This window comes from Stenotrophomonas sp. a6, from assembly GCF_030913325.1.
Classification (GTDB): domain Bacteria; phylum Pseudomonadota; class Gammaproteobacteria; order Xanthomonadales; family Xanthomonadaceae; genus Stenotrophomonas; species Stenotrophomonas maltophilia.
The window spans coordinates 3,647,373-3,669,233 of record NZ_CP133161.1 but is presented as its reverse complement, the minus strand read 5'-3'; the positions used below and the strand labels follow the sequence as shown (position 1 = coordinate 3,669,233).

General features: G+C 66.9%; 16 protein-coding genes and 1 riboswitch. Of the genes, 5 read left to right on the top strand and 11 right to left on the bottom strand.

Annotated features, from left to right (window positions below; translation table 11 throughout):
* Window positions 1-36 precede the first annotated feature (36 nt).
* On the bottom strand, window positions 37-942 hold the full coding sequence (locus Q9Q79_RS16845; protein WP_065183159.1) for a LysR family transcriptional regulator: 906 nt from the start codon (window positions 940-942) through the stop codon (window positions 37-39).
* Window positions 943-1,059: 117 nt separating this feature from the next.
* On the opposite strand from Q9Q79_RS16845, the gene Q9Q79_RS16840 reads away from it, so the two are divergent.
* A complete protein-coding gene (locus Q9Q79_RS16840; protein ID WP_005414410.1) occupies window positions 1,060-1,833 on the top strand; it encodes an SDR family oxidoreductase in 774 nt (257 codons plus the stop codon).
* A gap of 101 nt (window positions 1,834-1,934) precedes the next feature.
* Here Q9Q79_RS16840 and leuB read toward each other — a convergent pair whose 3' ends face one another.
* From leuB to ilvC, 9 genes are all read right to left on the bottom strand, one after another.
* The gene (gene leuB, locus Q9Q79_RS16835; protein WP_005410954.1) at window positions 1,935-2,996 is read right to left on the bottom strand and encodes a 3-isopropylmalate dehydrogenase; all 1,062 of its coding nucleotides are present in this window, start codon (window positions 2,994-2,996) and stop codon (window positions 1,935-1,937) included.
* A complete protein-coding gene (gene leuD, locus Q9Q79_RS16830) occupies window positions 2,986-3,564 on the bottom strand; it encodes a 3-isopropylmalate dehydratase small subunit (RefSeq protein ID WP_005410953.1) in 579 nt (192 codons plus the stop codon). The genes leuB and leuD overlap by 11 nt, the downstream gene beginning before the upstream one ends.
* Window positions 3,564-4,982, bottom strand: coding sequence for a 3-isopropylmalate dehydratase large subunit (leuC, locus tag Q9Q79_RS16825; protein ID WP_076739908.1), 1,419 nt, complete (start codon window positions 4,980-4,982; stop codon window positions 3,564-3,566). Before leuC ends, leuD begins: the two co-directional genes overlap by 1 nt.
* A 60-nt stretch (window positions 4,983-5,042) precedes the next feature.
* Complete coding sequence (locus Q9Q79_RS16820) at window positions 5,043-5,822, bottom strand: class I SAM-dependent methyltransferase (protein ID WP_076739909.1); 780 nt, start codon at window positions 5,820-5,822, stop codon at window positions 5,043-5,045.
* A gap of 10 nt (window positions 5,823-5,832) precedes the next feature.
* Complete coding sequence (locus Q9Q79_RS16815; RefSeq protein WP_099474258.1) at window positions 5,833-7,419, bottom strand: 2-isopropylmalate synthase; 1,587 nt, start codon at window positions 7,417-7,419, stop codon at window positions 5,833-5,835.
* Window positions 7,416-8,507, bottom strand: a complete 1,092-nt coding sequence (locus Q9Q79_RS16810; RefSeq protein WP_033835631.1) for a threonine dehydratase — start codon at window positions 8,505-8,507, stop codon at window positions 7,416-7,418. Before Q9Q79_RS16810 ends, Q9Q79_RS16815 begins: the two co-directional genes overlap by 4 nt.
* Window positions 8,508-8,603: 96 nt before the next feature.
* Window positions 8,604-8,855, bottom strand: a complete 252-nt coding sequence (locus Q9Q79_RS16805) for an ACT domain-containing protein (RefSeq protein WP_005410947.1) — start codon at window positions 8,853-8,855, stop codon at window positions 8,604-8,606.
* Window positions 8,839-10,575 carry an acetolactate synthase 2 catalytic subunit gene (ilvG, locus tag Q9Q79_RS16800; RefSeq protein WP_005410946.1) on the bottom strand — a complete coding sequence of 579 codons (1,737 nt, stop codon included), beginning with the start codon at window positions 10,573-10,575 and terminating at the stop codon, window positions 8,839-8,841. The genes Q9Q79_RS16805 and ilvG overlap by 17 nt, the downstream gene beginning before the upstream one ends.
* A gap of 39 nt (window positions 10,576-10,614) precedes the next feature.
* The gene (gene ilvC / locus Q9Q79_RS16795) at window positions 10,615-11,589 is read right to left on the bottom strand and encodes a ketol-acid reductoisomerase (RefSeq protein WP_005410945.1); all 975 of its coding nucleotides are present in this window, start codon (window positions 11,587-11,589) and stop codon (window positions 10,615-10,617) included.
* A 657-nt stretch (window positions 11,590-12,246) separates the two neighbouring features.
* On the opposite strand from ilvC, the gene ggt reads away from it, so the two are divergent.
* Window positions 12,247-13,965: a gamma-glutamyltransferase gene (gene ggt, locus Q9Q79_RS16790; RefSeq protein WP_099498103.1), complete on the top strand. Its 1,719-nt coding sequence runs from the start codon at window positions 12,247-12,249 to the stop codon at window positions 13,963-13,965.
* A gap of 551 nt (window positions 13,966-14,516) precedes the next feature.
* Here ggt and Q9Q79_RS16785 read toward each other — a convergent pair.
* Window positions 14,517-16,094 (bottom strand): BCCT family transporter, encoded by a 1,578-nt coding sequence (locus tag Q9Q79_RS16785; protein WP_201862585.1) that lies wholly within the window; start codon window positions 16,092-16,094, stop codon window positions 14,517-14,519.
* 220 nt (window positions 16,095-16,314) lie between these two features.
* Window positions 16,315-16,415, top strand: a riboswitch (TPP riboswitch).
* Between the two features lie 82 nt (window positions 16,416-16,497).
* Here Q9Q79_RS16785 and thiC point away from each other — a divergent pair.
* The 3 genes from thiC to Q9Q79_RS16770 all read left to right on the top strand — a co-directional run bounded on the left by thiC (window position 16,498) and on the right by Q9Q79_RS16770 (window position 21,753).
* A complete protein-coding gene (gene thiC / locus Q9Q79_RS16780; RefSeq protein WP_005410942.1) occupies window positions 16,498-18,342 on the top strand; it encodes a phosphomethylpyrimidine synthase ThiC in 1,845 nt (614 codons plus the stop codon).
* A 139-nt stretch (window positions 18,343-18,481) separates the two neighbouring features.
* Entirely contained in the window at window positions 18,482-19,153 is a 672-nt protein-coding gene (locus tag Q9Q79_RS16775; RefSeq protein WP_012481194.1) for an ion channel, read from the top strand.
* A gap of 269 nt (window positions 19,154-19,422) precedes the next feature.
* On the top strand, window positions 19,423-21,753 hold the full coding sequence (locus Q9Q79_RS16770) for a winged helix-turn-helix domain-containing protein (RefSeq protein ID WP_043034060.1): 2,331 nt from the start codon (window positions 19,423-19,425) through the stop codon (window positions 21,751-21,753).
* The last annotated feature ends 108 nt before the right edge of the window (window positions 21,754-21,861 follow it).

Below are 21,861 nucleotides of genomic sequence, written 5' to 3'. Positions count from 1 at the left end.
CCATCCACCTTGTGCACATCCACGCATGGCGTGGATCTACTGTAGCTGCAGGCCGCTCCGTAGCACCGGCAGCAGCCATTCGATGAACACCTGCACGCGTTGCGCGCGGTGCTGCCGGTGCGGCTGCAGCAGGGTCACCGGTAACGGCTGCGCCACATGCTGCGGCATCACTTCCACCAGCGCACCGGATTGCAGTTCGGCCTGCACGTCGTAGCGCGGAATCTGCAGCAGCCCCAGCCCCGCCACGCAGCACGCGATCGACGCTTCTGCACTGTTGACCCGCACCCAGCCGGGCATCGGCAATGTGCGTAGCTGCGTACCCTCCTGCCACTCCCACGGTTCCACCCGCGCCGTGGTCGGCGACGCGTAGTTCACCGCCCGGTGCTGCTGCAGGTCGGCAGGTTGCTGCGGCACACCGTACTCGCGCAGGTAGGCTGGCGCGGCAACGTTGACGAAGTCGAGCTGGCCCAGCGTGCGCGCGACCAGGCTGGAATCGCCCAGCTGCCCGACCCGCAGCACGGCATCGCAGCCGTCTTCGATCAGGTTCACCGCGCGGTCGGTCATGCCCAGGTCGACTTCCACCTGCGGATGGCGCGCGAAGAAGTCGGGCAGCGCCGGGGCGATGATGCGGCGGCCGATGCGACTGGGCACGTCGATCTTCAGCAGACCCACCGGCTGCGCATCGTCCTGCCGGAACAGCGATTCGGCGTCTTCAACCTCGGCGATCAGGCGCAGGCAGCGGGCATGGAACACGTCGCCGTCGTGGGTGGTCGACACCCTGCGGGTCGAACGCTGCAGCAGGCGGGTACCGAGCCGCTGCTCCAGCTCCGCAATGGCTGCCGAGACGGTGGAGCGGGGCAGGCCGAGCTGGTCGGCGGCGCGGGTGAAGCTGGCGCACTCCACCACCCGGGTGAAGATGCGGAAGCGATCGATCCGATCCATTGTTCGCTGGCTCTGGAAGGTTAAGTCAATGCGGCGGGCTTTATCCGCATTTTCTGCACGATATCGTCGTCAGGACAGGGTTGCCACCCCGGGCAGCCCACTTCCGAGACCGAGGCCATGACCGACCATTCCCTCAAGGGCAAGACCGTGCTGATCGCCGGTGGCGCCAAGAACCTGGGCGGACTGATCGCCCGCGACTTCGCCAGCCAGGGCGCCAAAGCCATCGTCATCCACTACAACAGCGCCGCCACCCAGGCCGATGCAGAGGCGACCGTCGCCGCCGTGCAGGCCGCTGGCAGCAAGGCGGTTGCCCTGCAGGGCGACCTGACGTCGGCGGCAGCGATGGAGCGCTTGTTCGCCGATGCCGTGGCCGCAGTCGGCCGTCCCGACATCGCCATCAATACGGTCGGCAAGGTGCTGAAGAAGCCGCTGCTGGAGATCAGCGAAGCCGAGTACGACGAGATGAGCGCGGTCAACGCCAAGGCCGCGTTCTTCTTCCTCAAGGAGGCGGGACGTCACGTCAACGACGGCGGCCGGATCTGCACCCTGGTCACCTCGCTGCTGGGTGCGTTCACGCCGTTCTACTCCAGCTACGCCGGCACCAAGGCGCCGGTCGAGCATTTCACCCGTGCGGCGTCGAAGGAGTTCGGTGAGCGCGGCATCTCGGTCACGGCGATCGGCCCCGGTCCAATGGACACGCCGTTCTTCTATCCGGCCGAGAGTGCCGATGCGCAGGCGTACCACAAGACCGCGGCCGCGCTCTCGGCGTTCACCCGTACCGGACTGACCGACATCGCCGACATCGTGCCGTGGATCCGCTTCCTGGTCACCGATGGCTGGTGGATGACCGGGCAGACCATCCTGGTCAATGGTGGGTACACCACCAAGTAAAGCAGCCACGCATGGCGTGGCTCTACAGTAGAGCCACCCCATGGGTGGCTGCCCGCACTGTGCGAAGGGAGAGGCGCCACGCGTGGCGTGGCGCTATCGGATCAGTTGAGTTTGGCCAGCACCGCGTCGGTGGCGGCTGCCGTGCTCACCGCCTGGCCCTTGGCGGCCAGATCGGCGGTGAACACGCCGTCATCCAGCACGGCATGCACGGCGGCTTCCACCGCAGCGGCTTCCGTTTCCAACCCCAGCGAATGGCGCAGCAGCATCGCGGCGCTGAAGATCGTCGCGTACGGATTGGCGATGCCCTTGCCAGCGATGTCCGGGGCCGAACCATGGATGGGCTCGTAGATGCCGACTGCACCGGGTTCGCCCAGCGAGGCCGACGGCAGCAGGCCGAGCGAGCCGGCCAGCATCGAGGCCTCATCGGTGAGGATGTCGCCGAACATGTTCTCGGTCACGATCACGTCGTACTCGCGCGGCTTGGCCAGCAGGTGCATGGCCATGGAATCGACCAGCTGGTGCTCCAGTGCAACGTCCGGGAATTCCTCGCGGCCGATGCGCGCGGCCACGTCACGCCACAGGCGCGAGGTCTCCAGAACGTTGGCCTTGTCCACCGAGGTGACCTTGCCGCGGCGCTGCCGGGCCAGGCGGAAGGCACTGCGCAGCACGCGTTCGATCTCGGCCACGGTATAGCGGCACAGGTCGCTGGCGCTGTCGGCGTCGCGGGTCTTGTCGCCGAAGTAGATGCCGCCGGTCAGCTCGCGTACCACCACGAAGTCCACGCCCTGCAGCAGCTCGGCCTTGATCGGCGAGGCGTGCAGTGCGGCTTCGTGGGTACGCACCGGGCGCAGGTTGGCATACAGGCCCAGCGCCTTGCGGATCGCCAGCAGGCCCTGTTCCGGGCGCACCTTGGCATTGGGATCGGACCACTTCGGGCCGCCGACCGCGCCCAGCAGCACCGCGTTGGCGGCCTGGCAGGCAGTCAACGTCGAGGCCGGCAGCGGCTCGCCGTGGCGGTCGATGGCGATGCCACCGATGTCGTGCTCGCTGAAGGTGAAGGTGTGGTTGAAGCGCGTGGCGACAGACTTCAGGACGGCGACTGCCGCGGCGGCCACTTCCGGGCCGATGCCATCACCGGGCAGGACAACAATTTCAGCGTGCATGCTCACTCTCGTAGCGTTCGATTTCAGGGACACGGCCCAACAGATACCCCAACTGGTCGACGCCTTCCAGCAGGCAGGTCTGCGAGAAGCCATCCAGCGGGAAGGAATAGACGCGCCCATCGGGCGTGCGCAGCTCACGCGCGGCCACGTCGATGGTCAGCTCGTCGTCCGGGCGCTGCATCAGCGCCTGCACGTCGGCTTCGTCCAGCACGATTGGCAGCAGTCCGTTCTTCAGCGAGTTGCCGCGGAAGATGTCGGCGATCTCGCTGCTGACGATGGCGCGCAGGCCCAGATCGGTCAATGCCCACGGTGCATGCTCGCGCGAAGAACCGCAGCCGAAGTTGCGGCCCGCCAGCAGGATGCTGCGGCCGGCGTTGTGCGGCTGGTTGAAGGCGAAGTCGGCCACCGGCGAACCGTCGGCCTGCCAGCGCCAGTCATTGAACGCGTTGCGGCCCAGGCCGGCGCGTTCGGTGGTGGACAGGAACCGCGCCGGAATGATCTGGTCGGTGTCGATGTTGGTCTGGCGCAGCACCACGCTGGCCGAGGTCAGGGTACGGAAACCGGCCATCACGCCACCTCCTGTGCGAACAGTTCGCGGGTATCGGCGACGTGCCCGTTCACCGCGGCCCACGCCGCGCTCATCGGCGAGGCCAGCAGCGTGCGCGAACCAGGGCCCTGGCGGCCTTCGAAATTGCGGTTGCTGGTGCTCACGGCCAGCTGCCCGGGTGCGACCAGATCGCCGTTCATGGCGATGCACATCGAGCAGCCCGGCTCGCGCCACTCGGCACCGGCCGCGCGCACGATCTCGTGGATGCCTTCGGCCTCGGCTTCGCGCTTGACGATCTCCGAGCCCGGCACCACCAGCATGCGCACCCGGTCAGCGACGCGACGACCGCGCAGTACCTGCGCCACTTCGCGCATGTCGCTCAGCCGACCGTTGGTGCACGAACCGACGAACACCACGTCCACCGGCGTTCCGGCCAGCGCCTTGCCGGCCTGGAAATGCATGTAGTCCAGGCCCTTCTGTGCGGCGGCATCGTTGGCGGCGGGGATCGGTGCATCCACCGCGATGGCGGTGCCCGGATGGGTGCCCCAGGTCAGGGTCGGGCGGATGTCGGCGGCGTCGATGTGCACTTCGCTGTCAAAGCGCGCGCCGTCATCGCTGCGCAGCTGCTGCCAGCGCGCCACGGCGGCGTCGAAATCGGCGCCCTTCGGCCCGCGCGGCGTAGCGGCGACGAAGTCGAAGGTGACCTGGTCCGGCGCCACCATGCCGGCACGCGCACCCGCCTCGATCGACATGTTGCACAGGGTCATGCGCTGTTCCATGTCCATCGCTTCGATGGTGCTGCCACGGAACTCGATGACGTGGCCGGTGCCGCCGTTGACGCCGATCACGCCGATGATGTGCAGGACCACGTCCTTGGCGCCGACGCCGGGCGCCAGCGGGCCATCGACGGTGATCGCGAAGGTCTTCGCCTTGCGCTGCAGCAGGCACTGCGTGGCCAGCACGTGGCCGACTTCACTGGTGCCGATGCCGAAGGCCAGTGAACCGAACGCACCGTGGGTGGAGGTGTGGCTGTCGCCGCAGACGATGGTCATGCCGGGCTGGGTGAAGCCTTGTTCCGGCGCGATCACGTGGACGATGCCGCGGTTGTCCGAGGCCATGTCGAACAGTTCGATGCCGTGTTCGGCGCAGTTGCGTGCCAGGGTGGCGACCTGCGCTTCGGACGCAGCGCTGGCGTAGGGAAACGTGCCGTCGGCGGCAGGCGGCAGGGTTGGCGTGGAGTGGTCCATCGTCGCCTTGGTGCGGTCCGGCCGGCGCGGCGACAGGCCGCGCTCGCGCAGTTCGGTGAACGCCTGCGGCGAGGTCACCTCGTGGATCAGGTGCAGGTCGATGTACAGCACGGCGGGGGCGCTGTCGGTTTCGGGAACCACCACGTGGGCGTCCCACAGTTTGTCGTACAGGGTGCGGGGTGCGGAAGTCATGCGTATGCCTGGCAGAAGTACGAAATAGCGAACATCAGTAAAGGAAACGGAACGGTCAAGTCAGCGACGGCGGGCGAGCACGCGCAGGCGCACGTAGTCGGCCAGCGGCTGGCCGGCGGCATTGCGCGGCAGCTCGGCCAGCAACGCGGTGGCGGCCTCGCGCACGGTAGCGCGGGCCTCGGCCGGCAGGTCGTCCAGCAGTGGTGCGGCGAAGACCCGCAGCCAGCCGGCCACGCCGGTCGGCAGTGCGGTCGGGCGCGGCGTGCACTCGATCAGTTGCACCTGGAAGCCATGCTGGCGCAGGCGGTCGGCGTAGGCATCGGCCGTCGGGAAATACCACTGGAAGGTGCTGGCGCCATGGCCGTGGGCCACGCGCGCGGCCTGTACCGCCGCGATGATCGTGGCCACGTTGCCGTGGCCACCGAATTCGGCGACAAAGCGGCCGCCGGGGCGCAGGGCGCGGCGCACGCCTTCCAGCACGCGGTCCGGAGTCGTCATCCAATGCAGTGCGGCATTGCTGAACACTGCATCGAACTCGCTGTCGAACGACAGCGCGTGGCCGTCCATCACCTGCGCGTCGACACCGCGTGCGCGGGCGGCGACCACCAGTTCCGGCGAAGCATCCACGCCGTGGATGCGTGCGCCGCTCAGCGCCAGCTCGGTACTGAGTACGCCATCGCCACAGCCCAGGTCGAGGATGCGCTCACCGGCGCGCGGGTCGAGCAGGCGCGATACCGCGCCGCCGAGCAGCGGGACGAAGCCGGCGTCGATCGCATAGTCCTGGGCGTTCCACTGCTGGCCAGCGGCGCTGGTCGGGGTGGGGGTGTCGAAGGCGCTCATCTCGGGTTCCTCAGGCGGTGGCGGGGGTGGGAACGTCGGTGCTGCTGTGGGCGGCGGCCTGGCGCTGGCGCAGCAGGCGGTTGGCAACATCCAGCCAGGCCAGCGCGGACGCTTCGATGATGTCCTTGCTGGTGCCGGTGCCGTCGTACTCCACGCCCTCGTGGCGCACGCTCAGGTTGGCTTCGCCGCGTGCATCGGCGCCGATGCCGACGCTGTGCACGTGGTAGCTGTCCAGCATCAGCTGCACGCCGGTGGCGGCCGACAGTGCGCCGAACAGCGCATCGACCGGGCCGTCGCCCTGCGCGGTCTCGGCCACGCGGTTGCCATCCGGATCGGACAGTTCGACCAGTGCGTTGGCGCGGCTGCCGACATCGCTGATGGTCATCGAGGCCAGGCGGTAGCCCTGTGCGTTGGAACCGCCCTGCATCAGCGTCTGCAGATCGGCATCGGTGACCACGCGCTGCTGTTCGCACAGGCCCTTGAACTGCTCGAACACCAGCTTCAGTTCGTCTTCGTCCAGCCAGAAGCCCAGCGCACGCAGGCGCGCTTCAACGGCGGCACGGCCACTGTGGCGGCCCAGCACCATCTGCGAATCCTCCCAGCCCACGTCTTCCGGGCGCATGATTTCGTAGGTACCGCGATGGCGCAGCATGCCGTGCTGGTGGATGCCCGATTCGTGGGCGAACGCATTGGCGCCGACGATGGCCTTGTTGCGCTGTACCGGCATGCCGACCAGGCGCTGCAGCAACTGCGAGGTGCCGACGATGCGCGGGGTGTTGATCGAACTGTCCTGCTCGTAGAAGGCCTGGCGCACCTTCAGCACCATCGCGATCTCTTCCAGCGAACAGTTGCCGGCGCGTTCGCCGATGCCGTTGATGGTGCACTCGACCTGGCGCGCGCCGCCTTCGATGGCGGCCAGCGAGTTGGCCACGGCCAGGCCCAGGTCGTTGTGGCAGTGCGCGCTGAAGATCACGTTGGCCGCGTTCGGCACGTCGGCGACGCCGGCGATGACCTGCTGGAACATCGCGCGGATCTCTTCGGGCGTGGTGAAGCCGACGGTGTCGGGCAGGTTGATGGTGGTGGCACCGGCGGCGATCGCCACGCGCGCGACTTCGATCAGGTAATCCAGCTCGGTACGGGTGGCATCCTCGGCCGAGAACTCGACATCGTCGATGTAGGAGCGGGCCAGCGATACATGCTTGCGTACCGACTCCAGTACCTGTTCGCGGGTCATGCGCAGCTTGTGCTCGCGGTGCAGCGGGCTGGTCGACAGGAACACGTGCAGGCGCGGGTTGGCCGCGGCTTCCAGTGCGCGTGCCGAGGTTTCGATATCGGCCTGCAGGCAGCGCGACAGCACCGCCAGGCTCAGGCTCGGGCGGCGCAGTTCGCGGCCGATCAGTGCCATCGCTTCGCGGTCGGACTGCGAGCTGGCCGGGAAGCCGGTCTCGATGATGTCCACGCCCAGTTCGTCCAGCGCACGCGCCATCACCAGCTTCTGCGGCGGGCTCATGCTGCAGCCGGGGGACTGCTCGCCGTCACGCAGGGTGGTGTCGAAGATGCGGATGCGCGGGGTGGTAATTCGTTCGATGGTGGTCACAGGGAAATCTCCTCGACAGCGGGCGTTGCGGCTTGCAGGTGGGAAGGGGAAGGCATGGGGGAGGGCGGCGCGCTGGCCTTGGCGGGCGAGCGGGGTGTTTCGCTGCGCCGTCGCCGTGGCTTGCGCGGCGGGCGCGGTCGGATGTCGGTTAGCAGGCCGGCCAGCACACCGGCATCGATGTTCCCGCCGGAGACCACCGCGCACTTGCGGCGGCCCGCGACGCGGCGGCCAGCGGCCAGCGCCAGCGCGCCGGCACCCTCGGCAATGATGTGTTCTTCCAGTGCCAGCCGGACCAGGGTTTCGCGCAGTTCGGCTTCGCGCACGATCACCACATCGTCCAGCAGCGAGGTGCATAGGCGACGGGTCAGGAAGCCGGGGATCTTCACCCGCACGCCGTCGGCCAGCGAGGCGACGGGTGCGATCTCGCGCACGTCGCCGCGGATCGCGCGTGCCATCGAATCAACGCCTTCCACCTGCGCGCCGACCACGCGCACGCCCTGTGATTTCAGCGCCAGGGCCACGCCGGAAGCCAGGCCACCGCCACCGATCGGCACGATCACCACGTCCGGGGCATGCGCGGCCAGCTCGATGCCGACCGTGCCCTGGCCGGCGATCACGTCGGCATCGTCGAACGCGGACAGGAAGCGGTAGCCGTGGCGTTGTGCCAGTTCGACCGCGAAGGCGTAGGCTTCGTCATAGCTGTTGCCGTGCTGGCGCACGGTCGCGCCCCAGTGGGCGACGCCGGCGATCTTGGTGGCGGGTGCACCATGCGGCATCACAGTGATGGCCGGCACATCCAGGCGATAGGCGGCCCAGGCCACGCCCTGGGCGTGGTTGCCGGCCGAGGCGCAGATCACCGGCCGGGTGTCGCCGCGTTCGCGGCCGGCCAGCAGTGCATTCAATGCGCCGCGCACCTTGTAGGAACCGGTGCGCTGCAGGTTCTCCAGCTTCAGCCAGGTACCGAAGCGTTCGGCGTGGTGCAGCGGGGTGGGCGGCAGGAAGCGGCGCAGGCGGGCCTGCGCTGCCAGGACGTCGGCGACGCTTACGTCGCCGACATCGCTTTCCTGGCTGGTGTCAGCGGCCGGCATGGGCCACCGGCGCGGTGCGGAAGACCGCCGCATGCGGGCACGGGCGGCGAAGAAGACGCCTCCGTACCGGCACCGTGGTCGCTACGGTACGGGTGTTCATGGCGATACTCCTTCCACGGCGGTGACCTGCACGGACACGCAGTCGTAGATCTTCTCGATCTGCCGGCACAGCGTTTCCGCCGGGCGCTGGCCATCGACGACCAGCTGCAGGTGCCAGCGGCCATCGTCGGCGGCCACCGGTGCGCCGCTGATCGCACGCGGCGCAAAGCCACGGCGTTCTGCCATGCCGATCACGCGCAGCAGCGCGCCCTCGGCCGGGTGCAGCACCAGGTCAAGCCGGTATTGCATTGGGGGTCTCCTGGCGGGCATGGGCGGGGTTGCTTTCCAGCATCGTGCTGTTGGCGGTGTTCGGCGGCACCAGCGGCCACACGTTGGCGCGTGCATCGATGGCCACGTGCAGCAGCGCCGGGCCGGGCTCGGCCAGCAGCGCGGCCAGGCCGCCTTCCACGTCGTCGCGGTTGTCGATGCGGGTGGCGGCAATGCCGAACACCTGCGCCAGGGCTACGAAGTCCGGGTTGTCGGACAGGTCGATCTCGCTGTAACGCTCGGCGAAGAACAGTTCCTGCCACTGCCGCACCATGCCCAGCGAACTGTTGTCCAGCAGCACGATCTTCACCGGCAGGCGGCAGCGGGCGATGGTCGCCAGCTCCTGCACGTTCATCATGAAGCTGCCGTCGCCGGACACCAGTACCACGGTGCGCTCCGGGCAGGCGAACTGCGCACCCATCGCCGCTGGCAGGCCGAAGCCCATCGTGCCCAGTGCGCCACTGGTCAGGTGGTTGCGGGGGTGGTTGAAGCGGCAGTGCTGGGCCACCCACATCTGGTGCTGGCCGACATCGCAGGCGATCACCGCATCGGCCGGGGCCAGCTCGCTCAGGCGCTTCAGCAGCGCCGGGGCGTAGATGTGCTGGCCCGGTGCGTCGTAGCGGGCAGCGAAGCGGTCGCGGTGCTGCGCACAGCGCTTGCGCCAGGCGTCCTGGTGGGCCCTGGGGGAGGGGAAGGCCGCACGCAGGGCACGGATGGCGTGACCGACGTTGCCAGGCACGGCGACGTCGGCAGTGCGCAGCTTGGAGATCTCGTAGGCGTCCGCATCGATGTGGACGACGCGGGCGAATGGCGCGAACTCGGCCAGCTTGCCGGTCGCGCGGTCATCGAAACGCGCACCCAGCACCAGCAGCAGGTCGCTTTCCTGCACCGCCATGTTGGCGGCGCGGGTGCCGTGCATGCCCAGCATGCCCAGCGACTGCGGATGGTGGGCCGGCAGTGCACCCAGGCCGCGCAGGGTCATTACGGTGGGGATGGCACTGGCCTCGACGAAGTCGCGCAGGTCCTGCACGGCATCACCCAGGGCGATGCCGCCACCTGCGTAGACCACCGGCTTCTCGGCCGCCGCCAGCGCGGCGATGGCCTCGGCGATGGCGGCCTCGGCCGGCGCCGGCGGCGGTTCGACGCTGCTGGGCACATGCGCCGGCAGATGGCTGGCATCGGCCAGCTGCACATCCTTGGGCAGGTCGATCAGCACCGGGCCTGGGCGACCCTCACGGGCAATGCGGAACGCATCGGCCACCACGCGCGGCAGGTCATCGACGCTGCGCACCAGCCAGCTGTGCTTGACGATCGGCATCGTCAGGCCGAACACATCCAGTTCCTGGAAGGCGTCGGTGCCCAGCAGCGGCGTGCCGACCTGGCCCGTGATGCAGACCATCGGTACCGAATCCAGCATCGCATCGGCAATACCGGTGACCAGGTTCGAGGCGCCCGGGCCGGAGGTGGCCACGCAGACGCCCACCTGGTTGCTGGCGCGGGCGAAGCCGTTGGCGGCCAGCGCCGCGCCCTGCTCATGGCGTACCAGGATGTGCTTCAGCGACGAATCCACCAGCGCGTCGTAGAACGGCATGATGGTGCCACCGGGATAGCCGAACAGCGTGCGGACGCCTTCGGCCTCCAGCGCCTGGGTCAGCCAGCGCGCGCCGTTGGGCGGCGCGCTGCGATGTGTCGAAGAGTTCATGGGGGAACCTTGCAAAGCGGGTGGGGGAGGGCCGCGTGCTTACGCAGCCTGTCCTTGCAACCAGACCATCTTGGCGCGCAGTTCCTTGCCCACCTTCTCGATCGGGTGCTCCAGGTCGGCCTGCTTGAACCTGTTGTAGTTCGGCAGGCCCGCTTCGTACTCGGCCACCCAGTTCTTGGTGAAGGTGCCGTCCTGGATGTCCTTCAGCACCTCCTTCATGCGTTCCTTGGTGCCGGCATCGATCACGCGCGGGCCGCTGACGTAGTCGCCGTACTGCGCGGTCTCGGAGATGAACTCCAACATGCGCGAGATACCGCCTTCATAGAACAGGTCCACGATCAGCTTCAGTTCGTGCAGCACTTCGTAATAGGCGATCTCCGGCTGGTAGCCGGCTTCGACCAGGGTCTCGAATCCGGCCTGCACCAGCGCCGAGGCACCGCCGCACAGCACCGCCTGCTCACCGAACAGATCGGTCTCGGTCTCTTCCTTGAAGGTGGTCTGGATCAGGTTGGCGCGCGCACCGCCGAGGCCGGCCGCATAGGCCTGCGCATGCTGCGCGGCCTTGCCGCTGATGTCCTGGTAGACCGCCCAGATGCACGGCACGCCACGGCCGATCTCGTACTCACGGCGCACCAGCGCGCCGGGGCCCTTCGGCGCGACCAGCACCACGTCCAGGTCGGCACGCGGCTCGATCATCCCGTAATGCACGTTCAGGCCATGCGCGAACAGCAGGCACGCCCCCTGTTTCATGTTCGGCGCCAGCACGTCGTTGTAGAGCTTCTTCTGCACCATGTCCGGGGTCAGCACGGCAACCAGGTCGGCGTCCTTCACGGCCTCGGCGGGCGCGATCACGGTGAAGCCATCGGCCTGCGCCTTGGCTTCGGTCGGGCCGCCCGGACGCAGGCCTACCACCACGTCGAAGCCGGATTCGCGCAGGTTCAGTGCGTGGGCGCGGCCCTGGCTGCCGTAGCCGATGACGGCGATCTTGGTCTGGGGCAGGTCGTTGGTGCTCATGGGGGAGGTTCCTTGCGGTGGGAAGAAAAAAGAACGGCCGGTCGTCGAGGTGACGTGCCGGCCGGTCAGGGGAAAGCGGTGGAGGAGGCGCCGCGCATCGCACAGGCGCAGCCACCACGAGGCGTGGTGGTGCAGGTCCGGGTTGTGCGATGAGCGTTGGTCATGGTGGTTGCGTCTGAAACCAGGTTCTGAAATGAAAAAACCCGCACCGGGGCGGGTGCGGGTTTTTGAAGAGTTCCGGTGTGTGTGTTGCTTACACGCTGGCTCGTCCCGCACCTGTTGGTTGGGTAATAAGTACGAGCACAAGAATCGAACGCAGCGAGGCGGCGCCGGTGTCGGCGGCTTCGATGTGGGTTCGCGGTGGCGTGTTGTGATGCAACATGTGATCGAGAGAAACACAGCCATTTCGGCGGTGTCAACCCTCGCGACGGATTTTCTATCGGTTTCCGCTGCATCCAGCGCAATCGCTTGCGGCACAAGGATGGTTGCTGCTGAAAGTGTTTCGGTGAACCCGAATTCACTCCTTTCGGGGCGGTTTTTGCGCGGAATCCGGTGGATTTTTCCGCCCAAGGATCAGCGTCCATGACGTCTGTCCGATACCGCGTGAAGGCCGCACCGGCGAAGATCGGGGAACCACCCGTCCATCGGAACCCGACCGTGTCCCGACGCCTTGCCCGTTCCCTGCTCGCCGCCGCCGTACTGGCTGCCGTACCCGCGCTGTCCTTCGGCGCCGACCGCATCACCGGCCACACCTTCGCCACCCGTTCGGAGGTGATCGCCCCGCATGCGATGGCCGCGACCTCGCAACCACTGGCCACCCAGATCGCGCTGGACGTGATGAAGGGCGGCGGTTCGGCAGTGGACGCGGCGATTGCCGCCAACGCCGCGCTCGGCCTGATGGAGCCGACCGGCAACGGCATCGGCGGCGACCTTTTCGCCATCGTGTGGGACCCGAAGACCCAGAAGCTCTACGGCTACAACGGCTCGGGCCGCTCGCCGAAGTCGCTCACCCTGGGCGAGTTCCAGCGCCGTGGCCTGAAGGACATCCCGGCCACCGGTCCACTGCCGGTGTCGGTGCCGGGTGCCGTCGACGGCTGGTTCGCGCTGCACGACCGCTTCGGTCGCAAGCCGATGGCCGACAACCTGGCGCCGGCCATCCGCTACGCCCGCGAGGGTCACCCGGTGGCCGAGGTGATCGCCTACTACTGGGACCGCTCGGTGCCCAAGTTGTCGCAGTACCCGGGCTTCAAGGAGCAGTTCACGATCAACGGCCACGCCCCGCGCAAGGGCGAGATGTGGAAGAACCCGAACCTGGCCAGCACCCTGCAGAAGATCGCCGACGGTGGCCGCGACGCCTTCTACAAGGGCGAGATCGCCCACACCATCGGCGACTACTTCAAGGCCAACGGTGGTTACCTGAGCTACCAGGACATGGCTGACCATCATGGCGAGTGGGTCGAACCGGTCAGCAGCAACTACCGCGGCTACGACGTCTGGGAACTGCCGCCGAACAGCCAGGGCATCGCCGCGCTGCAGATCCTCAATGTGCTGGAAGGCTACGACTTCTCGAAGATCCCGTTCGGTTCACCGGAACACGTGCACCTGTTTGTCGAAGCGAAGAAGCTGGCCTTTGCCGACCGTGCGCGTTTCTACGCCGACATGGCGTTCCAGCCGGCACCGGTGCAGAAGCTCATCTCCAAGGAGTACGCCGCGCAGCGTCGTGCGCTGATCTCGATGGACAAGGCGTTGAAGGAAGTGCAGCCGGGCACGCCGAAGCAGCTGGAGGAGGGCGACACGATCTACATGACCGTGGCCGACGCCGACGGCATGATGGTTTCGCTGATCCAGTCCAACTACCGTGGCATGGGCAGCGGCATGGCACCGCCCGGTCTGGGTTTCATCCTGCAGGACCGTGGCGAGATGTTCGTGCTGCAGAAGAACCATCCCAACGGCTACGCGCCGGGCAAGCGTCCATTCCAGACCATCATTCCGGGGTTCATCACCAAGGGCGGCAAGCCGTATGCCAGCTTCGGCGTGATGGGCGGCGCGATGCAGCCGCAGGGCCATGCGCAGATCGTGATGAACCTGGTGGATTTCGGGATGAACCTGCAGGAAGCCGGTGATGCGCCGCGCATCCAGCACGAAGGCTCGACTGAACCGACGGGTCAGGCCACGGCGATGACCGATGGCGGCGAAGTGAATCTGGAAACCGGCTTCCCGTACGAGACGGTGCGTGCGCTGATGCGCAAGGGGCATCGCATCGTGTTCGCCGATGGGCCTTATGGCGGGTACCAGGCGATCATGCGCGATCCCGAGAGCGGGGTTTATTACGGAGCTTCGGAGAGTCGCAAGGATGGGCAGGCGGCGGGGTACTGAGTTTCCCGGCCAACGGGCTGAGCCCCCTCTGCGGTGGGTTCAGAAGCGGAATAGCTTGTTGGGCCGGGTGGATAGGCTGTTCGGGGGACGCCGCAAGTACGTCCTTGTAGGCTTGGCAGCCGCATCCATGCGGCTGACACCCCCGCCCAGCCCACCCACCCGGCCTCTGACAGTTTTCTGCGGCCGCCACCGCAGGAAGAAAAAAGAAGATCAAAAGCAACAGCAACAGCAACAGCCGCGCGCTGTGGGTTGGGGTCGGATCCGTTTTCCGAAGGAAAACGGATCCGACCCCTTCTTGTTTTCCGATACACCTCATCCACGCCTAGCGTGGAAAACCCACCGTCACACGGAAACTGTCGGGGGTGGGGCGGCGTGGGCTGGCAGGACCGTTGGCGCCATGGATGGCGCCATCGAGCCCCCAGGGATGGGTTTACGGCGTGTCCTGCCAGCCCACACCGCCCCGCCCAACCAGCAGCAACCCAGAGCTGCTTTTGAGGTTGCTGTTGTCGTTGCTTGAGAAAAGCGGTGCAGCCGCAGGCTGCAAAACACCCTCAATCCTGATCGTGCGCGCGCGCTGCCTCGGCCTGCGTCTCCTTCTGTGCCGCCATCTCGCGTGCAATCCACGCATCGATCATGTGCCGCTGGCGCTGCGCCTGCCGCCGCTCCCGCGTGTACTCCTGGTCCAGCACCCGGTACAGCGACACCATCACCAGCACCATCAGCAGCGCGAATGGCAATGCCGCGATCGTGATCATGCCCTGCAGCGCGTCCAGGCCTCCGGCCAGCAGCAACGCCGCTGCGATCAGTGCCACCGCAATGCCCCAGGCCAGCTTGCGCTTCAACGGTGGGTCGCCAGCCTCGTCGGTGGACATGCTGGCCAGCACCAGGACCGCCGAATCGGCCGAGGTCACGAAGAAGATCATCAGCAGCACCAGCGCGATGCACGACAGCAACAACGGTAGCGGCATGCTGTCGAACAGTGTGAACAACACCGTCTCGTAGCCATTGCCAAGCGCCTGCACCAGATCGGCGTGGCCGAAGATCTGTGCCCACAACGCAGTGCCGCCGAACACCGCGAACCAGAAGAAGCCCAGCAGCGTCGGTGCGAGCACGACGCCGATCACGAACTCGCGCACGCTGCGGCCGCGCGAGATGCGCGCAATGAACGATCCCACGAACGGCGCCCACGAGATCCACCAGGCCCAGTAGAAGATCGTCCAGTCCGCCACCCAGGTGCTGCCGGAGAACGGTGACATGCGCAGGCTCATCGTCACCAACTGGTTGAGGTAGGAGCCCAGCGTGGTGGTGAACGTATCGAAGATGAAGCCGGTCGGCCCCAGCACCAGCAGGATGGCTGCCAGCAGGGCAGCCAACGCCAGGTTGAAGTTGGACAGCCACTTCACACCTCGCTCCACGCCACTGGCGGTGGAGGCCATGTACAGCACGAAGGCGACGGCAATGATGGTCATCTGCACGGCGACGGTAGCCTGCACGCTGAAGACGCGTTCGATACCGGCAGCAATCTGGATGGTGCCGAAGCCGAGCGTGGTGGCGACACCGATCGCGGTGGCAACTACGGCGGCGATGTTGACCACCCGACCGATCCAGCCGCGATGGTGGCGGCCGATGATCGGCTGCAGCATGTCGCTGACCAGGCCGCGTCCATTGCGGTTGAACTGGAACCAGGCCATCGCCAGGCCGATCAGTGCGTAGATCGCCCACGGGTGCAGGCCCCAGTGGAAGAACGCATAGCGCATCGATGCGCGCGCCGCATCCAGGCTTTGCGGCGCCAGGCCTTCCGGCGGCTTGCTGAAATGCGAGATGGGCTCGGCCGCACCCCAGAACACCAGGCCGATGCCCATGCCGGCGGCGAACAGCATCGACATCCAGCTGGCACGCGAGAACTCGGGTTCGGCGTCCTCGCCGCCGATGCGCAGGTTGCCGAAGCGGCCGAACGCCAGGTACATCAGGAACACCAGCGCCAGGAACACCACCAGCAGGTACAGCCAGCCGACACTGCGGATGACTTCCGCCAGCATCGACTGGACCACGGTGTTGAAGGGGCCGGGGGCGATACCGGCGAGCAGCACCAGCAGCAGAACCAGTGCGATGGAAACGCGAAACACCATGAAGGAGCTTCTCCGATCAAGGGGGATTGAGGGGAGCGAGCAGAGCTTGCGGCGAAGGGCCGGCGGCATGCAGCACGGACCGGGCAGGGGCCGCGAAGGCGGCGGGGAACGCATCGATCTCAGCAACGCGATGGCGTGCACGTTACTGAACGCGACGTCATGGTTCCGTTAACGAATGGCGACCTGGTCCCGGAGGCGGGCGGTCTATGCTCTAATGCGCACCAAGAAGCGGGGGTACCGGGCCATGTGGCCACGGTTGAGACAGTCCCTTGGAACCTGATCCGGCTCATACCGGCGTAGGGAAGCTTTGCAATGCAGCCGTGCCCGGACTCCGCCCAAGGACCGTCCGTGCGCGGGTGCCGTGCGCCGCCGCTTCGTCCCTGACCTTCCTGGACGATGCCCGATGAACGCACAGCTCTCCGCCCTGCAGCAACAGGCCCAGCAACTCTCCGCATCCGTGACCCGGCCCATTCCCGGCTCGCGCAAGATCCACGTGCCCGGTTCACGCCCGGATCTGCAGGTGCCGATGCGCGAGATCGCGCTGACCCGTACGCCGACGCTGTTCGGCGGCGAAGAGAATGCGCCGGTGACCGTTTACGACACGTCGGGCCCGTACACCGACCCGGAGGTGCGCATCGATCTTTCCGCCGGTTTGCCGGCACTGCGTCGCGGCTGGGTGGAAGAGCGCGGTGATACCGAGCAGCTCGAAGGACTGAGTTCTTCGTTCGGTCGCGATCGCGAGCATGACCCGAAGCTTGACGCGGTGCGTTTCCCCGCGCGCAGCCTGCCACGCCGTGCACGTGCCGGTGCCAACGTCACCCAGATGCATTACGCGCGCCGCGGCATCATCACGCCGGAAATGGAATTCGTCGCCATCCGCGAGAACCAGCGCCTGGACGCGATCCGCGATGCCGGCCTGCTGCAGCAGCACCCGGGCGAGGCGTTCGGCGCGTCGATCCAGAAGATCATCACCCCGGAGTTCGTGCGCGACGAAATCGCCCGTGGCCGTGCGGTGCTGCCCAACAACATCAACCACCCGGAAAGCGAGCCGATGATCATCGGCCGCAATTTCCTGACCAAGATCAACGCCAACATCGGCAACAGTGCGGTGTCTTCCGGCATCGCCGAGGAAGTGGAGAAGCTGGTGTGGGCGATCCGCTGGGGCGGTGACACGGTGATGGACCTGTCCACCGGCAAGCACATCCACGAGACGCGCGAATGGATCATCCGCAACTCGCCGGTTGCGATCGGTACCGTGCCGATCTACCAGGCCCTGGAGAAGGTTGACGGCCGCGCCGAGGCACTGACCTGGGAGATCTTCCGCGACACCCTGATCGAGCAGGCCGAGCAGGGCGTGGACTACTTCACCATCCACGCTGGCGTGCTGCTGCGCTACGTGCCGCTTACCGCCAAGCGTGTTACCGGCATCGTCAGCCGCGGCGGCTCGATCATGGCCAAGTGGTGCCTGGCGCACCACAAGGAGAACTTCCTCTACACGCATTTCGAAGACATCTGCGAAATCATGAAGGCCTACGACGTGACCTTCTCGCTGGGCGACGGCCTGCGCCCGGGTTGCATCGCTGATGCCAACGACGCGGCGCAGTTCGGCGAACTGGAAACGCTGGGTGAACTGACGAAGATCGCCTGGAAACACGATGTGCAGACCATGATCGAAGGCCCCGGCCACGTGCCGATGCAGCTGATCAAGGAAAACATGGACAAGCAGCTGCGCGAATGCGGCGAAGCGCCGTTCTACACGCTGGGGCCGCTGACGACCGACATCGCGCCGGGCTACGACCACATCACCAGTGCGATCGGCGCGGCGATGATCGGCTGGTTTGGCACGGCCATGCTCTGCTACGTGACGCCGAAGGAGCACCTGGGCCTGCCCAACCGCCAGGACGTGCGCGACGGCATCATGGCTTACCGCATTGCCGCGCACGCGGCCGACCTGGCCAAGGGGCATCCGGGCGCACAGGTACGCGACAACGCGCTGAGCAAGGCGCGCTTCGAGTTCCGCTGGGAAGACCAGTTCCACCTGGGCCTGGATCCGGAAAAGGCCAAGGAATTCCACGACGAGACGTTGCCGAAGGACGCGCACAAGCTGGCCCACTTCTGCTCGATGTGCGGACCGCACTTCTGTTCGATGAAGATCACCCAGGACGTGCGCGACTACGCCGAGGCCGGCATGAAGGAGAAGTCGCAGGAGTTCCGTGCTGGCGGGGCCGAGGTCTACCGCCAGGGGTGACGGGTAACGGGTAGTGCCGGCCGCCGGCCGGCATTCCGTCGTGCACGGGACCGGGGAGAGTGCTGGCCAATGGCCGGCACTACCGTTCATCACGCCGCGCCCGGCTATCCTCCGCGCATCGCCCAGGGGAAAGGACGCCATGCCCGTTGCCACGACCACCCGCTGGCTGGCCATCGCCCGCCGCCATCCTTCGGCCTGGCTCCTGGCCGCCCAGTTGATCGCGGTGCTGTTGTATCCCGCCCTCGATGACACCGCCGCTGGCCGGGCGGCGCTGGGCATGGTCGGCATGGCGGTACTCGGCCTGGCGCTGTGGGTGGTCCAGCGCAGTCCGCTGGGCACGTGGCTGGCATTGCTGCTGGCCATTCCATCGGTGGTGTTCTCGCTGGCTGGCGCCCTGCTGGACCGCAGTGCGCTGCTGACCACCGCGCAGCTGCTGGAAAGCCTGCTGTACTTCTATACGGCCGGGGCATTGATCGCCTACATGCTGCAGGACCATCGAGTAACACGCGACGAACTGTTCGCGGCCGGGGCAACCTTCACCCTGCTGGCCTGGGGGTTCGCCTTTGCATTCGCGGTGTGCCAACAGTGGTATCCAGGCAGTTTCCAGGGTGCGACGGCTGGCCCCGAGCGCAGTTGGATGGAGCTGCTTTATCTGAGCTTCAGCTTGTTGTCCGGAGTTGGATTGAGTGACGTCGTGCCGTTGCACCCGCAGGCACGGGCCCTGGTGATGCTCGAACAGTTCGCAGGCGTCATGTATATCGGCCTTGTGGTGTCGCGTCTGGTCGGATTGACCATGCTTCGGCGCATGTGAAAATGAACGCCAGATAAAAATTTCGCGCCCAAAAGGGCGCGAATGGTGATGCAGATTATGTGAATGCGTCGGCGAGAGAGAGCCTGAGTGTCGACCCCGTCATAGGCGGGGTAACCGGCTTAGGCTAATATCCGGGGGCGTTAGTGTTTTTGCGGTATGCGCCGATGCTTTGTGCGGAATCTGGCTTTTCGATGGCCCTGTCCAGGGACGGTGGGGACGGTATTGCTGGTGAGCCCTGCCCAGGTCCCGTCCCTACTGTATAGCGGAAAATGAACAGCAGCGAACTCACGCCCATTGACGCCGACCGCGTGCAGGTCGGCGACTGTGTCATTACCTTGTCCTCGCGTGAGGTCGAGGTTGAAGGCGCGCGCCGTCCGCGGCGGCTGACGCCGAAAGCGCTGGGCGTACTTCGCGTGTTGATGCGGCAGCCTGGGCGCGTGGTCACCCGTGAAGAGCTGTTTGCCGAGGTCTGGCCCGATACGTTGCCGACCAATGACGTGCTGACCCAGGCCGTCACCCAGCTGCGCAAGGCGTTCGCCAACGACGACGACAATGGCCAGGCCTACATCGAGACCATCGCCAAGAGCGGCTATCGGCTGCTGGTACCGGTGCAGGCGCTGGACGACTTCGAGCCGGCGGCGGAAGTGGACGCGCTGGCCGTTGCGGATGTGATGCCGTCGCCGGACGGTGCCGGCACGATTCCGGCGCTGGCCGTGCCGGCAGCGCCTTCACGCCGGCGCGGCTGGCGCCAGCTGCGCCGCCAGCTGTTGTGGGTGCTGGGTGTGATGATGCTGGCCGCGCTGCTGGTCATGGCCACATTGTTGCTGCGGCGCGGGCCGGATCCGAGTTCACCGGTGGATGCAGCGGTCGAGAACGGCGTGCGGGTGATCGGCAGCCCGCAGCGTCCCTATCGCCTGATCACCGCCACCAGTGGTTTTGAAACCTATCCCACACTTTCGCCGGACGGCTCCCAGGTTGCCTACGAAGGCGCCAACGAGGATGGCGCCGGAGGTGGTGTGATCAAGGTGCAGACCTCGGGCAATGCGCCGGCCCGGCAGCTGGCGCTGCCGCCCAAGGGGGCCAGTGACCGTTTCCCGAGCTGGTCACCGGACGGGCGCGAGATCGCTTTTGCCCGCTTTGGAGCCGACGGCGGTTGCCAGGTGCTGATCGCCAGCGCCACTGGCGGCGGCGTGCGCCAGGCGACCCGTTGCGATGGAACCGAGCTGCTCAGCTTCGACTGGACACCGGATGGCCGCGGCCTGGTCTTTGGCAGCATGGTGGGCCGCTATGCCCATCGCGGCATCCGTGTGCTCGACCTGGCCAGCGGCCAGTGGCGGGCGTTGGACTACGCGGTCGATCAGGATGATTTTGACTACGCGCCACGCTACTCGCCCGACGGCAAGTGGCTGGTGTTCGTGCGCAATCCACAGATGGGCGACCTGTGGCGGATGCCGGCCGGAGGCGGTGAGCTGGAGCAGTTGACCAACGAATCCGCCGAACAGCGTGGCTGGGCCTGGCTGGGCGATGGGCGCAGCATCGTGTTCGGCCGGCGCGTGGACAGCGAGGTGCGGTTGTACTACCTGGACGTGGAGCGCCGCACCTTGCGTGATGCCGGCCTCGACGACGCACAATGGCCTGCGGTGTCGCGCCACGGCGACGTGCTGGCCTTCGTTCACCGCCGTGCCCAGTTCGGTGTGTTCAAGGTGCCGATGGCCGGCGGCAGCGCCGAGCGGCTGTTCGCGTCCAGTGGGCGCGACGGGCAGCCGATGGCGGCGCCCGACGGTCGCCAGCTGGTCTTCACCTCCGATCGTTCCGGCAGTTTCGCGCTGTGGTGGGCGGACATGCAGCGGCCCGACTCACTGCGGCCGATCGAGGGCCTGCGTCCGGAGGGGCGGCAGGCGCCGGACTGGTCGGCCGACAGCCGCCAGCTGCTGGTGGTCGGGCGTGACGAGCATGGGCGTACCGTTGTCTACGAGATCGCCCCGCGCGACGAGCACCTGCAACCGCTGCCGGTTCCGGTGGATCAGCCGCTGCAGGCCCTGTACGGGGCAACCCCGGAGCAGCTGCTGGTAGTCGAGCGCGATGCAGAGCAACGCACCCGGTTGAGCCTGTTCGATCGCAGCGTGACCCCCTGGCGCCGCCTGGCCAGTATCGACGGCGTCTCCCAGGCGCGTTTCGATCGGGGCGATGGCCGCGTGCTGTTCACACGCCTGGCATCCGGCGGCTTGTGGTCGGTGGATGCGGCACTGTCCCCGGCCAGCGTGCAGCAGGTCAGTGAAGACCGGCCCAGCCGATGGCGCTATCGCACCTGGACGGTGGCGGGCACCGGTGGCATCGGCTATCTCGGCAACTCGACCGAATGCGGTACGACCTTGATCCATATCCAGGCCGGCACCGAAGCCCCCGAGCGCTGCCTGGACCGGCAGCGGCTCAGCGCGGGCAACGGCATCAGTGCCAGCGCCGATGGCCGGGATCTGTACGTCGCCCTGGCGGTCAGCGATGGTGCCGACATCGGCGTCATGCAGCTGCCCCGGTCGACGCCGGCACTGTTCCCGGCCTTTCTCAAGTCATTGATCCTGAAGAAAAATATCTCTTCGTGATTTTTTCGTGGAGTTCTCGCCGCGAATTCGTGGCGATCTCGGCGGATTTTCCTGACGGGCTGACGCCTGATTAGGCAAAACGGAAGCCTGTATCAGGCAAACCCGTGG